At 62.7% G+C, this 14,245-nt stretch carries 14 protein-coding genes, 1 tRNA gene and 1 other RNA gene; 11 read left to right on the forward strand and 5 right to left on the reverse strand.

What is annotated here, in order from left to right; all coding sequences use genetic code 11:
- The first annotated feature begins 30 nt into the window (after window positions 1–30).
- Complete coding sequence (locus IZ6_RS10885) at window positions 31–1,200, forward strand: extensin-like domain-containing protein (RefSeq protein ID WP_222875077.1); 1,170 nt, start codon at window positions 31–33, stop codon at window positions 1,198–1,200.
- Here the strand turns inward: IZ6_RS10885 and IZ6_RS10890 are convergent, their stop codons facing one another.
- Entirely contained in the window at window positions 1,201–1,713 is a 513-nt protein-coding gene (locus IZ6_RS10890; protein WP_222875078.1) for a hypothetical protein, read from the reverse strand. It abuts the gene before it with no gap.
- A gap of 124 nt (window positions 1,714–1,837) precedes the next feature.
- On the opposite strand from IZ6_RS10890, the gene IZ6_RS10895 reads away from it, so the two are divergent.
- Both IZ6_RS10895 and IZ6_RS10900 read left to right on the forward strand, forming a co-directional pair.
- On the forward strand, window positions 1,838–2,611 hold the full coding sequence (locus IZ6_RS10895) for an N-acetylmuramoyl-L-alanine amidase (RefSeq protein ID WP_222875079.1): 774 nt from the start codon (window positions 1,838–1,840) through the stop codon (window positions 2,609–2,611).
- 153 nt (window positions 2,612–2,764) lie between these two features.
- A complete protein-coding gene (locus tag IZ6_RS10900; RefSeq protein WP_222875080.1) occupies window positions 2,765–3,469 on the forward strand; it encodes a lytic transglycosylase domain-containing protein in 705 nt (234 codons plus the stop codon).
- A gap of 41 nt (window positions 3,470–3,510) precedes the next feature.
- On the opposite strand, the gene IZ6_RS10905 is transcribed toward IZ6_RS10900, so the two are convergent.
- Window positions 3,511–4,380 carry a DMT family transporter gene (locus IZ6_RS10905; RefSeq protein ID WP_222875081.1) on the reverse strand — a complete coding sequence of 290 codons (870 nt, stop codon included), beginning with the start codon at window positions 4,378–4,380 and terminating at the stop codon, window positions 3,511–3,513.
- A 96-nt stretch (window positions 4,381–4,476) separates the two neighbouring features.
- Here IZ6_RS10905 and rnpB point away from each other — a divergent pair.
- Window positions 4,477–4,847, forward strand: an RNA gene (rnpB, locus tag IZ6_RS10910) — RNase P RNA component class A.
- Between the two features lie 145 nt (window positions 4,848–4,992).
- The gene (locus IZ6_RS10915; RefSeq protein ID WP_222875082.1) at window positions 4,993–5,205 is read left to right on the forward strand and encodes a DUF378 domain-containing protein; all 213 of its coding nucleotides are present in this window, start codon (window positions 4,993–4,995) and stop codon (window positions 5,203–5,205) included.
- An 80-nt stretch (window positions 5,206–5,285) separates the two neighbouring features.
- Here IZ6_RS10915 and IZ6_RS10920 read toward each other — a convergent pair whose 3' ends face one another.
- On the reverse strand, window positions 5,286–5,636 hold the full coding sequence (locus tag IZ6_RS10920; RefSeq protein ID WP_222875083.1) for a hypothetical protein: 351 nt from the start codon (window positions 5,634–5,636) through the stop codon (window positions 5,286–5,288).
- 42 nt (window positions 5,637–5,678) lie between these two features.
- Window positions 5,679–6,350 (reverse strand): hypothetical protein, encoded by a 672-nt coding sequence (locus IZ6_RS10925; RefSeq protein ID WP_222875084.1) that lies wholly within the window; start codon window positions 6,348–6,350, stop codon window positions 5,679–5,681.
- A gap of 226 nt (window positions 6,351–6,576) precedes the next feature.
- On the opposite strand from IZ6_RS10925, the gene IZ6_RS10930 reads away from it, so the two are divergent.
- Entirely contained in the window at window positions 6,577–6,993 is a 417-nt protein-coding gene (locus IZ6_RS10930; protein ID WP_222875085.1) for a hypothetical protein, read from the forward strand.
- A gap of 8 nt (window positions 6,994–7,001) precedes the next feature.
- On the opposite strand, the gene IZ6_RS10935 is transcribed toward IZ6_RS10930, so the two are convergent.
- On the reverse strand, window positions 7,002–7,781 hold the full coding sequence (locus IZ6_RS10935; protein ID WP_222875086.1) for an SDR family NAD(P)-dependent oxidoreductase: 780 nt from the start codon (window positions 7,779–7,781) through the stop codon (window positions 7,002–7,004).
- Window positions 7,782–7,921: 140 nt separating this feature from the next.
- Between IZ6_RS10935 and carB the strand changes: the two genes are divergently transcribed.
- The 5 genes from carB to trxB all read left to right on the forward strand — a co-directional run bounded on the left by carB (window position 7,922) and on the right by trxB (window position 14,244).
- On the forward strand, window positions 7,922–11,344 hold the full coding sequence (carB, locus tag IZ6_RS10940; protein WP_222875087.1) for a carbamoyl-phosphate synthase large subunit: 3,423 nt from the start codon (window positions 7,922–7,924) through the stop codon (window positions 11,342–11,344).
- A gap of 90 nt (window positions 11,345–11,434) precedes the next feature.
- Window positions 11,435–11,908 (forward strand): transcription elongation factor GreA, encoded by a 474-nt coding sequence (greA, locus tag IZ6_RS10945; RefSeq protein ID WP_222875088.1) that lies wholly within the window; start codon window positions 11,435–11,437, stop codon window positions 11,906–11,908.
- 46 nt (window positions 11,909–11,954) lie between these two features.
- Window positions 11,955–12,032: transfer RNA gene (locus IZ6_RS10950), tRNA-OTHER, on the forward strand.
- A gap of 30 nt (window positions 12,033–12,062) precedes the next feature.
- A complete protein-coding gene (locus IZ6_RS10955; protein ID WP_222875089.1) occupies window positions 12,063–13,151 on the forward strand; it encodes a glycosyltransferase family 4 protein in 1,089 nt (362 codons plus the stop codon).
- A 124-nt stretch (window positions 13,152–13,275) separates the two neighbouring features.
- A complete protein-coding gene (trxB, locus tag IZ6_RS10960; RefSeq protein ID WP_222875090.1) occupies window positions 13,276–14,244 on the forward strand; it encodes a thioredoxin-disulfide reductase in 969 nt (322 codons plus the stop codon).
- Window position 14,245 lies beyond the last annotated feature (1 nt).

Raw genomic sequence — 14,245 nt, forward strand, 5'->3', positions numbered from 1 at the left:
TAACAGACTGGACGGCATTGTCCGCAAATTATGCGGACCAGGGTTGCGTACGGTCTCTTCGCGGTCGCGTTGTGTGCGTTTCTGACGGGGTGCGGCAAGCTCGATATGGGCGAACGCCGCGATCCGTGGCGGGACGCAGCCGAGCTGCGCTGCCTGCGCGAAGGCGGGCTTACCGCCTCGCCCTTTGCCGACCCGCTCCCTGCCATCGATCAGAAATTCGGCTGCGGCCTCCAATATCCGTTCAAGGTGTCGGGCCTCGGCAATGGCGATGTGACCGTCCAGCCCGGGGCACGCATCGGCTGTCCGATGCATGTCGCGCTCAATAAATGGATCCGCGAGGTCGTGCAGCCCGCCGCCATGGCGAGCTACGGCCAGCCGGTCACCGGCATCAAGAACATCGCCTCATACGGCTGCCGCACGCGCAACAACAAACGCGGCGCGCCTCTGTCCGAACATTCCTTCGGCAATGCGCTCGACATCAAGGCGTTCTATCTCGCCGACGGACGCGAGATCGATGTGCGCTCGCACTGGAGCCGCGGCTCATCGCAGGACCGCAACTTCCTGCGCGCGGCGCATGGCGGCGCGTGCGGCACCTTCAAAACGGTGCTCGGCCCCGGCAGCGACGGCTATCACGAAGATCATTTCCATCTCGATCTCGCGCGGCATGACGCGGCGGGAACGCGCGCCTATTGCCGGCCTCTGCCGCAGAAAATGCCGAACATGCCGGCGCCGCGCTATGAGCCGCAGCCCAATTACTATCCGCCGGAAATCTCGCAGGCCCCCAACTATCCGCAACAGCCTTATCCGGCACAGACAACGCCGCAATATTCCGGGGCGTACCCGCAAGGCGGTTATCAGACGGGCTATCCGCAGCAGGATTACGCGCAAGTTCCGCAGGATGGATACCGCCAGCCGGATTATCAGCAACCCGGCTATCAGCAGGCCTATCCGCAACAGGCGCAGCCCCAATACGGCTCCCGCACGCCTTCACACTATCCGCAGCAGCCCGCCTATCGCGATGCACCGGTCCAGCGCGGATACGATCCCTATGAGGTCGGAAGCTCACCGCAGCGGACTTACGATCCCTACGCCGCGCGCAGCACCAATGTGCCGATGTCGTATGCACCGCTCAAGCAATGGCCGGTCGCGCGCGTGCCCTCGCCCTATACCGGCTCCGTCGAAGGCGCCTACGATCAGTAACTAGCGCGTGACGTCGATGGCGCTGCCGCTGCCGGTAATCGACTTCGTACCAAGCCCGCCAGATGCGCAGCTCGATGTCGTGGTCGAGGTCGATCCCGAACCTGTACTCGATCGCGTGCCGGTGCCGGTGCAATCGGTGTCGCTGGAGCGCTGCTCCGACGCGTTGATCGAACCGCCAATGCCGCTGGCATTCTGCGTGCCGTAGAGCGGCACTTTGCTGCCGACGCCCGAACCCGGCGTCTGCGGAACGCTCGAGCCGCCGCCGGGCAATCCAACCGCGCTCGGCGCCACCTGATTGTTCGGATCGGTCGCCGGCTGCGGCACCGGCTGGACCGCGGGCGCGGTCGTCGTCGACGACAGGCCTGAGGATGACGGCGATGCGGACGATCCACCGACCGAAGAACCGCCGCCAGAAGACGCGCCGCCGGAGGATGCGCCGCCGCCGGAACTGACCTGGGCGCTGGACAGAGATGTCGCCGCGACGAAAGCCAGCGCCGCAGCGGAAAGGGTCATAAAGCGTCTCATTGGGAGGCCTCCCACCTTTGGGAAGAAACGCCGTTGGACCGCCCCCGTTCCGGTATTGCCCGCTCTGCCCCGGCTCCTTGCCCCATTGGCGGGCCTGTGGCACCGCTTTGCCATGAGTTTTTCCCCCGACAGCCCGCATGTGACCGCGGTCGCGCCCTCGCCCAATCACGATGCGCGGACCGAAGACGAGCCGGTCGATATCCTCCTTCTCCACTATACCGGCATGGTCTCGGCCGATGAGGCGGTGGAACGGCTGTGCGATCCGGCCAGCAAAGTCTCCTGCCATTATCTCGTCCACGAAGACGGGCGGATTGTGCAGATGGTACCGGAGGAAAAGCGCGCCTGGCATGCAGGCCTCTCCGTCTGGGAGGGCGAGACCGATATCAATGCGCGCTCGATCGGCATCGAGATCGCAAATCCCGGCCATGAGCACGGCTATCGCGATTTCCCGGAGGCGCAGATCGACGCCGTCATCCGGCTCGGCGTCGACATCTGCGAACGTCATTCCATTCCGCGCCAGCGCGTGCTGGCGCATTCGGATGTCGCGCCGCGCCGCAAAGACGATCCCGGCGAGAAATTTCCGTGGGAGAAGCTTGCCGCCGCAAAACTCGGCCACTGGCAGAAACCCGCGCCGCTGACCACGACGGGCGAGGACAGCTTTTTCGAAGGCGATACCGGCGAGCCGGTCGAGGAAATCCAGTCGCTCTTTTCGATCTACGGCTACGGCCTCGAGATCACCGGCACATACGATGCGCAGACCAAAGCCGTCGTCACCGCCTTCCAGCGCCATTTCCGGCAGGAAAAGGTCGATGGCGTGGTGGATCCATCAACCATCGCAACCCTGCGGCGTCTGCTGAAAGCGCTACCTAACCTAACCGTTTTGTAGGTACGGCAACGTCAGGCTGTACGGAACTTAAACACTGTGAAGACAATGTGGCAATCACGCTGATTTTGCCTCATCTTCGCCCGGTTAAGAACAGCCTGCCACCCGATTTTCCGGCAAATCTCCGCGCCATCCCAAACATCGCGGAGATCCTTGATGATCCGAACCCTCGTCGCAGGGGCGCTCGCCGCCTCGTCTTTTGCACTGCCCGCTTTCGCCGATGCCGATGTGCACGGGTTCCTGCAATCGGCAACCCCGGAACAGCGCAAGGAGATTCGCGAGGAATTGCAGGATGTGCGCGAAGCCAAAACGCCGAAGGAAAAGCGCGAGGAACGCGCCGATCTGAAGGACGAAATCCGCGACATCAAGGAAGACCGGGCCGAGAAGCGTGAGCGCCTGATCGAAGGCCGCTCGTCCACACGCGGCGCCGCATCGGGCAACAGCCTGCAATCGCTTGTTCAGCGCTATGCGGAAGCCAATGGTGTTCCGGCTCAGGTCGGCCACGGGGTCGTGATGGTCGAGAGCCGCTACAATGCGCGCGCCACCGGCGCCGGCACCTATATCGGCCTCATGCAGATCAGCTACCGCACCGCCCAGGGCATCGGCTATACCGGCACGCGCGCGGGTCTGTACGATCCCGAGACCAATCTCAAATACGGCATGAAATATCTCGGCGAAGCCTATCGCCAGGCCGGCGGCAATCTGTGCGGCGCGGTGTCGAAATATCAGGGCGGCCATGGCGTGCGCGGCGTCACGCGCGCCGGCTCGGTCTATTGCGGCAAGGTCAAAAACTACATGGCCAAGGCCGCGCCCGCCGACCGCAACAAGCTCGTCGCCCAGCGCGAAAACGGCCGGTCGTAAAAAGCCGATAACCCGGAAGCAGCTTCGCCGCTTCCGGGTTTTTACTGCCGTGTCGTCAGCGCGACGCCGAATGCGGCAACGCCCATGCCGATCAGCTGGATGAGATTGAGGGCTTCGCCGAAGCCGATCCACGCCATCAGCGCGGTGACCGGCGGCACGAGATAAAGCAAGGACGCCGTCTGTACGACCTCGCCGCGCTTGATGAGCAGGAGCAAGAGCGTGATGGCGCCGATCGACATGCCGAGCACCGACCAGGCAAGGCCGGCGAAAAGTTCAGGCACCGGATCGAGCCGCAGATTCTCGGTCAGAAGCGCAAGGATGCCGACCGGTATCAGCGCCGCGGAAAATTGCACGACATTGCCGGTTCTAAGGTCCATCTTTTCGCCGGTGCGCTTCTGCCAGATCGTGCCGAAGGTGAACCCGGCAACGGCCAGCGCCGCGACAGCGAGCGCTATGCCGGGGATCGCACCTTCGACGGCGCCGATCTTCGGTTCGAGCACGAGCGCGGTGCCCGAAAAGCCGAGCAGAATGCCGATCCAGCGGCGCAATCCGACGTCTTCGCCGAGCAGCGGTTTTGCGACCATCGCTGTCACCAGCGGCTGAAGCCCGGCGAAAAGCCCCGCAATGCCGGCCGGCAGTCCGTGCTTCACCGCCCAGAACACGCCGCCGAGATAAAGTCCGTGCAGCAGAATTCCCGAAACGGCATTGGCGCCGATCGCGCGCGGCGATGACGGCCAGGGCGCGCGGCTCAAAACCGCAATGACGGTGAGCAACGCAATGACGACGACGAAGCGCACTGATGTGAAGGTGAGCGGATCGGCGTAAGGCGCGACAAGCCGCGCGACGATGAAGCCCGACGACCACAGCACGACAAACAGAAGCGGCGCGCTGGCCGAGAACAGGCGGTTCATAAGGGGCCTGAGCTAGGAGCATTCGTTAAGCCTCGCAAGCGCCTCTTTGGGCGGGGTGCTTGCGTTCGCCGCCGCCCGGCCCCTAATGGGGGCTTGCCAGCCGGCCGGATGGCCGCTCCGCAAGGAGAGGAAAGTCCGGGCTCCATGGAGGCACGGTGCCGGGTAACGCCCGGCGAGGGTGACCTCAGGGAAAGTGCCACAGAAAGCAAACCGCCCCGGTTCGCCGGGGTAAGGGTGAAAGGGTGCGGTAAGAGCGCACCGCGCGTCCGGCAACGGACGTGGCAGGGCAAACCCCACCGGGAGCAAAACCTAATAGGGACGGCGCGGGCTCGACCCAGATCCCGCCTCCAGATAGCCGTCCGGGTTGGTTGCTCGAGGCGTCCGGCGACGGACGTCCCAGAGGAATGGCCATCGCGCAGGTGTCAAAACCTGCCCTACAGAACCCGGCTTACAGGCCGGCTGGCATTTATCTTCCGAGGTTTTACCCGGGCAATGCGCGGGGCTCGCTCATGAAACATGAGCGGGCCTCCGCATGTCCTGTTCGCGCTTGAGGTGTATTTTATCTGTTGCTCTCATCACAGCGTGCGACTCGGCGCACAGGGGAAACGCAACATGGAATGGGTCGAACTCATCGCAACGCTGCTTCTGATCATCGGCGGCCTGAACTGGGGCCTTATCGGCATTGCGGGCTTCAATCTGGTCGAGGCCATATTCGGCTCATCGATCATCACCCGCATCATCTATGTCCTGGTCGGCCTCTCCGCGCTCTGGGCGCTGTGGCACTGGATCCAGGAATCGAGCGGCGGCGGCATGCCCCCGGTGTGAATCAGCCGGGTTTGAATGACTGAAAGTCTCGAAGAGCGCCCGGTGAAAGCCGGGCGTTTTTTTAAGAACACCCAACGCGCCTATGGCTGTCCCTGCGCAATACGGCGCTGCACGTCCTCTCTCAAGCGCGTGGAATCGACGGTCGCACCGGTAATTACAATCAGCTGGGTCTGGTTGGCGTTGACCGGCAGGCAATAGATCATGATCGTGCCCTCTCTGCGGCGCACGCCAAACAGAAAATCGCCGTGGACCTGAATTTCCCCGGCTGGAAAGCTCACCAGTACTTCGCGTGCCCGTTCCACGCACCGGGCCTGCCGCATATTGATGATCTGCTTTCCGGCACTCATCGGCACCGACACTTGGGCATATGTCTCGCTCGCCATAAGCGGCGCCGCGAACAGGATAGCTAGCAGAAGCCCTGTTTTGGCCATCGTCTTCTCCTGCCCGGCGCGATGCCGGAAGATCAGCAAAGACTAGTCAACCTGAGCGACGCCCATCGATCTTTGTATGTCGCGCCTAACTTCGGTCGCGACATTTCCATCCTTCGAACCGACGATCGCAAACAGTTGCGTCTGGCCGGGATCCATGGGGATGCAATACATCGCCACCGTGGCCTGACCGGGAAGCACACCAAAAATAAAATCCGGGTTGGTCTGCAAATCCTGCGCGCCCTTGTCCCGGAGAACCGCGGCCGCACGTCTGGCACATTGCGATTGAGTTTGATTGATCGCAGCCTTGCGGGCATTCATCGGCACAAACCCGGCGCCTTCAAACGGATTTCCTAAGTTGGCTATCTGAGATCCGACCACATCGCTCGCAACGGATTTCGTCAACGTCCTCGCTGCTGCGCCGACCGTTGACGCCGAGACGACAACAAACTGCACGCCGCCCTGAGCCGGCACACAGTAAACCATTACCGTCCCGTGCCGCGGCACTTCCCCGTACACAAAATCCGAATGCCCCTGCGCCAGATCCTGAATATTCTCGCCGCCAATTCTCCGCAGGACGTCGCTGGTGCGGCGTACGCACTTGTCCTGCGTCTGAGAAATAATGGACTTATGCAGATGGAGCGGCACGTCGTTGGCGCGACCGGGCGTCACCAAGATGAGGAACAGCACCGCCGAGAGACACGCCCTGATGCCCATCGATACCTCCCGCCTAAAACAACTTATACGGGATTTTACATAAATTATCAATCTTAGATAGTCGTCGCACCGCTTCCCGCATGTTCGCAGAGCGCCCGGCAAGAACTGCTGAGGGCGGCAAAAATTATCCTTTCCGGCTCCTTAAATGGATGCAGAACCCACTGTTTTTATTGAGTAAATTCATGGAACGGCGATTGCAGCGCCAAGGCGTCAACAGGAGGACGCCATGGGTTCCGCTTCACAGTCATCCGCCTCCCGGGATCGCATGCGGGAATCGCTGAAAAACATGCTGTCGATGACGCGCAATTCCGACGGCACGCCCAAACAGCTCGACCGTGCGGATGTGAAACTCGACGGCAAACTCGTCGCCATGGTTTTTTCCAGCGGCCTCACCGTCTACCGGGTGGGCGTCTTCACGGACATCGCCAATCTGCCGAAACTGGAACCCGGGCGTGAACAGGCCGGACTTCGGGCCCGCATGCTCGCGGCCCAGATCGGCGGCGAAGTCGAGTGGACGAGACCGCCTGTGCCGCCGCCGCTGACTTTTGCCCAGGCGCAGCTGCTCGGCCTTCCGGATGCCGCGCCCATTCTGAACCTGCGCAATGTCGTTGCATCGCAGCAGCGCTTTCTGGCGACGGCGTAAGCGCAGATCTATTTCGAGGCGTTGAACTTCTTCACCGCGCTGCGCGGCACCGAGCGCGGCACGAGGCGCTCCATGAATATACCGAGCTTGTTGAAGAGACCGGGAATGAAGATGGCCTTGTTCGCGACATAGGCATCATAACCGGCGCGCGCCATGGACGCGGCATCCGGCGCCGTGTCGAAACGCGGACGGCCTTCAAGACCTGCAATCGCCACAAACTCCGTCTGCACCGGGCCGGGGCAAAAGGCCGAGACTTTCACGCCATGGTCTTTTGCTTCTTCGTGCAGCGCTTCGGAGAACGACAGCACGTAAGCCTTGGTCGCGTAATAGACGGCCATATACGGCCCGGACTGAAACGCCGCCATGCTGGCAAGATTGAGAATGCCGCCTTCCCGGCGCGCGATCATGCCGGGCAGAAAGGCGCGGGCGAGCGAGGTCACCGCGCCGACATTGAGGCGCACCATCTCATCCTGCCGCTCCGCATCGAGTTCGTGGAACGCGCCGCGCAGGCCGAACCCCGCATTGTTGACGAGTGTATGGACATCGACGCCTTCTCGAACGGTGAAATCGACGAGGTCTTTCACGGCGCCGGGCGCCGCAAGATCAAGCCCCAGGGTTTTGACCGGAACGCCGTGCTGTCCCGAAAGCTCGGCCGCCAGCTGGTCGAGCCGGTCCTTCCTCCGGGCAACCAGGACGAGCCCGTGCCCGTCCTTGGCAAACAGGCGGGCGAGTTCCAGCCCCATGCCGGCCGAGGCGCCCGTGACCAAAGTCCAGCGGTTTTGAGCCATTTTACCCTGCCTTTTGGAGCAGACCGGGCTTCCCCTGCCCCCCCTGCCCGTGTAAACGACGCTTCTAGCCTACAAACCTATCGGATTCGCCGCTGCGCCGCGCTCCCGCGCGCGCTGGCTTGCCACGGAACGCGCGCTAAGTGCCTAAAAGACAAGACATAAAATCGATCCTCATCATCGGTGCCGGGCCTATCGTCATCGGCCAGGCCTGCGAATTCGACTATTCCGGCACTCAGGCCATCAAGGCCCTCAAGGAAGAGGGCTACCGGATCGTCCTGGTGAACTCGAACCCCGCCACGATCATGACCGATCCGGAGCTGGCGGATGCGACCTATATCGAGCCGATCACCCCTGAGATCGTCGCCAAGATCATCGAGAAGGAGCGGCCTGACGCCCTCCTCCCGACCATGGGCGGCCAGACGGCGCTGAACTGCGCCCTGTCGCTGCGCCGTTTGGGAGTCCTCGACAAATTCAATGTTGAGATGATCGGCGCGACGGCCGAGGCCATCGACAAGGCCGAAGACCGCGAACTCTTCCGCGAGGCGATGACCAAGATCGGCCTCGATACGCCGAAATCGGCTTTGGCGAATGGCTCCGACATCAAGCAGGCCGACCGCGACCGCTATCTGAACGAGATCGCCGCCATCAAGGCGAAGGGCCTGAAAGACGAAGACGAGAAGAAGGCGCTCGATCAGTTCGAGATCGTCTGGGCGGCCGGCGAATCCGACCGCAAGAAAGCGCATGTGAAGAAGGGCCTCGCCGAAGCGCTTGAGGCTCTGCCGCATATCGGCCTGCCGACGATCATCCGCCCGAGCTTCACCATGGGCGGACTCGGCGGCGGCATCGCCTATAACGAAGACGAATTCATCGACATCGTCGAGCGCGGCCTCGACGCCTCGCCGACGACCGAAGTTCTGATCGAAGAGAGCGTTCTCGGCTGGAAGGAATTCGAGATGGAAGTCGTCCGCGACAAGGCGGACAACTGCATCATCGTCTGCTCCATCGAAAACATCGATCCGATGGGTATTCACACCGGCGACTCGATCACCGTTGCGCCGGCGCTGACGCTGACCGACAAAGAATATCAGCGCATGCGCGATGCGAGCCTGGCCGTGCTGCGCGAGATCGGCGTCGAAACCGGCGGCTCGAACGTGCAGTTCGCGATCGATCCGAAAACCGGCCGCATGATCGTTATCGAGATGAACCCGCGCGTTTCGCGCTCCTCGGCGCTCGCATCGAAAGCGACGGGTTTCCCGATCGCCAAAGTCGCGGCGAAGCTCGCCGTCGGCTACACGCTCGATGAAATCGAAAACGACATTACCGGCGGCGCGACGCCCGCAAGCTTCGAGCCGACGATCGACTACATCGTCGTCAAAGCCCCGCGCTTTGCGTTCGAGAAATTCCCCGGCGCCGAAGACAATCTGACGACCTCCATGAAGTCCGTGGGCGAAGCGATGTCCATCGGCCGCACCTTCAACGAGGCCATGCAGAAAGCGCTGCGTTCACTCGAGATCGGGCTTACCGGTTTCGACGAAGTCGCGATCCCCGGCCTCGGCCAGGGCGACGACAAGAACGCCATCCGCGCCGCGCTCGCGGCTCCCAAGCCCAACCGCATCGTCACCTGCGCGCAGGCCATGCGCCTTGGCATCTCGGTCGATCAGATCCACGACGCCTGCAAGATCGATCCCTGGTTCCTGCACCAGGTGAAAGACCTGGTCGATATGGAAGAGCGCGTGCGCGCCCATGGCGTGCCGCAGACCGCTGGCGCCCTGCGTCAACTAAAAGCGATGGGCTTTTCCGATGCGCGCCTCGCAAAGCTTGCCGGCTCAACGGAAAAGGAAGTCGCGGCCGAGCGCCATGCGCTCGATGTGCGCCCGGTGTTCAAGCGTATTGACACCTGCGCCGCCGAATTCGCCTCGCCCACCGCCTATATGTATTCGACCTATGCGCCGCTCTTTGCCGGCCGCCCGGCGGATGAGGCGCTACCCTCCGACAAGAAAAAGGTCGTCATCCTCGGCGGCGGGCCGAACCGCATCGGCCAGGGCATCGAATTCGACTATTGCTGCTGCCACGCCTGTTTTGCGCTGCGCGATGCCGGATACGAGACCATCATGGTCAACTGCAATCCGGAAACCGTCTCGACCGATTACGACACCTCGGACCGTCTCTATTTCGAGCCGCTGACGGCCGAAGACGTTCTCGAGATTCTGCACACCGAACAGAAGAGCGGCACGCTGCACGGCGTCATCGTCCAGTTCGGCGGACAGACGCCGCTGAAACTCGCTCAGGCGCTGGAAGATGCCGGCATCCCGATCCTCGGCACTTCGCCCGACGCGATCGACCTCGCCGAAGACCGCGACCGTTTCAAACAGCTCCTCGACAAGCTCAAACTGCGCCAGCCGCAGAACGGCATCGCCACCTCGACCGATGAGGCGCGCGTCATCGTCGACCGGATCGGCTACCCCGTTGTCATCCGCCCCTCTTACGTTCTGGGCGGCCGGGCCATGGAAATCGTCCACGATGCCGGCCAGCTGGAACGCTATATGCGCGAGGCGGTGGTTGTGTCGGGCGACAGCCCGGTCCTGATCGACCGCTACCTGTCGGACGCCATCGAAGTCGATGTCGACTGCCTGTCGGACGGCAAGGACGCCTTCGTCGCCGGAGTTATGGAACATATCGAAGAGGCCGGCGTGCATTCGGGCGATTCGGCCTGTTCGCTGCCGCCCTATTCGCTGAAGCCCGACATGATCGCCGAAATCGAGCGGCAGACCCGCCAGCTCGCCCTTGCCCTGAATGTCGGCGGCCTGATGAACGTCCAGTACGCCATCAAGGATGGGGACATCTATGTCCTCGAGGTGAACCCCCGCGCCTCGCGCACCGTGCCCTTCGTGGCCAAGACGGTGGGCTGGCAGGTGGCCAAGGTGGCCTCGCGAATCATGGCGGGCGAGAGCCTTGAGAGCTTCAAGCTAAAGCCTCAGAAACTCGGACATATCGCTGTAAAAGAAGCGGTTTTCCCGTTTGCCCGTTTCCCCGGCGTCGACACCATTCTCGGCCCGGAAATGCGCTCGACCGGCGAGGTCATGGGCCTCGACAAGGATTTTGCGGTCGCTTTCGCCAAAAGCCAGCTCGGCGGCGGGACACGGGTGCCGAAATCCGGCACCCTCTTCGTCTCGGTCAAGGACGGCGACAAGGCGCGTGTGCTTCCCGCTGTCAAGCTATTGAAATCGCTTGGCTTTAAAATCATCGCCACCTCCGGCACCGAGCGCTTCCTGGCCGAACAGGGCGTCGAGGCGGAGAAGATCAACAAGGTTCTGGAAGGCCGCCCGCACATCGTCGATGCGATCAAAAATGGCGATGTCCAGCTGGTGTTTAACACCACCGAGGGCGCCCAGGCGCTGAGCGACAGCCGGTCGCTTCGCAGAGCCGCCCTCTTGCACAAAGTCCCCTACTATACCACCCTTGCAGGGGCGATAGCGGCCGCGCAGGGCATCCGGGCTTACCTCGAGGGAGATCTGGAGGTCCGGGCGCTGCAGTCCTACTTCGCCGGGAATGGCCGGGCCTAAGCCGGCTGTCACCCCACTCGTTTCCAAGCGGCGTGTCGGAAGTCTGAGGCTTCCGTCTGCCGAGGCTTTTTGCGTGAAGAGATAAGAGCGATGGACAAGATTCCGATGACCGCGGCCGGCCATGTGCTCCTGGAACAGGAGCTGAAACGCCGTTCGGCCGAAGAGCGTCCGCGCATCATCCAGGCCATTACCGAAGCGCGCAGCCATGGCGACCTCTCGGAAAACGCCGAATATCACGCCGCCAAAGAGCAGCAGAGCCTCAATGAGGGCCGCATCGCCGAGATCGAAAGCCTCTTGGCGCGCGCCGAAATCATCGATCCGTCCAAGCTCAAGGGCGACACCATTACCTTCGGGGCAACGGTCAAGCTCATCGACGAGGACACCGAGGAAGAGAAGACCTACCAGATCGTCGGCGAGGTCGAGGCCGATGTGAAATCGGGCCGGGTGTCCATCACCTCCCCGATCGCCCGGGCCCTTGTGGGCAAAAAGGTCGGCGATCAGGTCGAAGTGACCGCCCCCGGCGGCGCCAAAAGCTATGAGATCCTCAACATCCGTTTCGCCTGACCTCTTCAGGTCTTGGCAAGACTCCAGGCGCTAGGGTGCCGCCGATGACCCGGTGGGGGAGCGGTAACTCACGGGCGATGAAACGCCTTGGCATTTCTGGTTCGAGTCCAGAAACGGGTCTCCAGCCATTCAGCCAGAATCGGGAACGCGGCGCATGAGCGCCGCCCCCAATTCACGCCCCGACTTCCGCTCAGTCGAAGTCGTCGCGCCCAATCTCAACCGCCGCTATTCCGGTGTTACGGCCACAGTGATGGCGCTGCTTCCCGAACAGGCGAAGACGCTGAACATCGCCTCGCTCGGCCATCATATTCCCGATGGCCTGCCGCGGGTTTCCTGGTTCGACATTCTCACCAAAGGCTGGCGGCATCCGAAACGCAAACCGTTCCGCATCTGGCATGCGCGGCGCAATATCGAAATGCTGCCGGGCATCTTCCTGCGCGATGTCTTGCGCCAGCCCTGGAAACTCGTTTTCACTTCGGCCGCCCAGCGCGATCACTCCGCCTATACGAAATTTCTCATCAGCCGCATGGATGCAGTGATCGCGACCTCACCGCAGGCACAGTCTTATCTTGAAGTGTCGTCGACCGTGATCATGCACGGCGTCGATCTCACCCGCTTCCGGCCCTCGGACGATCGCCATGCGGCGTGGAACAGAACGGCGCTGCCGGGACGCTACGGCGTCGGCGCCTTCGGCCGCATCCGCCATCAGAAAGGCACCGATCTGTTTGCGGAGGCGATGATCCGCCTTCTGCCGAACTATCCCGATTTCACCGCCGTCGTGATCGGCCTTACGACTCCCGACAATCAGAGCTTTGTCGATGCCATCAAAGCCAGGATCGCGGCTGCCGATCTCAGCGGCCGCTTCGTTTTTCTGGGCGAGCTTCCTTCCGAAGAGGTGCCGGGCTGGTTCGCACGGCTTCTGATCCATGTCGCCCCGCAGCGCTGGGAGGGCTTCGGCCTCACCCCGCTCGAAAGCCAGGCCGCGGGAACGGCCGTGGTCGCAACCCGCGCCGGGGTGTTCGAGACCCTGATCGAAGACGGGCGGACCGGGCTGATCGTCGATATCGAGGATCTCGACGCCCTGACCGGGGCGCTGGAGCGGCTGATGGCCGACCCGGCCCTCGCCGAGGCCATGGGCCGCTCGGGCCGCGAGCGGGCATCCACTCGATTCAGCATTTCCGGGGAAGCGGCGGCCATCAATGACGTTTATGACATCCAATGGACCATTGGCCGCGCGGGATAACGTTCATAAAGCTGCCGCCCTTTAACGACTAAGCTTGAAAGGCCCCCGGGCGCCTACCTAAATTAGGGACAATGTCTTAGCTGGCTTTGCCGGTATTCTTCCCTTACACGCGTGAACCAAGACGATGACCGCATCTTCCGAGCATGCACGCCTGATCATTCTGGGCTCCGGCCCCGCCGGCTATACGGCCGCGGTCTATGCCGCGCGCGCCATGCTGAAACCCGTTCTGATCGCCGGCATCCAGCCGGGCGGCCAGCTGACAATCACGACCGATGTCGAGAACTATCCGGGCTTTGCCGACCCGATCCAGGGCCCCTGGCTCATGGATCAGATGCGCGCCCAGGCGGAGCGCTTCGGCACGAAGATCGAGAACGACCACATCTCCTCCGTCGACCTGTCGCGCCGCCCGTTCACGCTCAAGGGCGATAGCGGCAAGGTCTGGACCTGCGATGCGCTGGTGATTGCGACCGGCGCCCAGGCGCGCTGGCTCGGCATTGAAAGCGAAGAGCGCCTGAAGGGCGCGGGCGTCTCCGCCTGCGCGACCTGCGACGGCTTCTTCTTCCGCGGCAAACCGGTTGCCGTCATCGGCGGCGGCAACACCGCCGTCGAGGAAGCGCTGTTTCTCACGAATTTTGCATCTAAGGTCATCGTGGTTCACCGCCGTGACAGCTTCCGCGCCGAGCGCATTCTGCAGGATCGCCTCTTTGCGCATCCGAAGGTCGAGGTCGTCTGGGATTCGGTCGTCGATGAAGTGCTGGGCTCCGGTACGCCGTCGGTCGTCTCGGGCGTGCGCCTGAAGAACATCAAGAGCGGCGTCGTCACGCAGCTCGATGTCGAAGGCGTCTTCGTCGCCATCGGCCACAAGCCGGCGACCGAACTTTTCCAGGGCCAGCTGGATCTCGATGCGAACGGCTATCTCGTCGTCGAGCCGGGTTCCTCGCTGACGAAAGTGCCTGGCGTGTTCGCCGCGGGCGATGTCGCCGATCATGTCTACCGCCAGGCGGTCACCGCCGCCGGCATGGGCTGTATGGCCGCGCTCGATGCCGAGCGCTTCCTCCACGCCGAACACAGCCAGCGATTGGCTGCGGAGTAAA

Origin of the sequence: Terrihabitans soli (assembly GCF_014191545.1) — a bacterium.
Taxonomy (GTDB): Bacteria; Pseudomonadota; Alphaproteobacteria; order Rhizobiales; family Methylopilaceae; genus Flaviflagellibacter; species Flaviflagellibacter soli.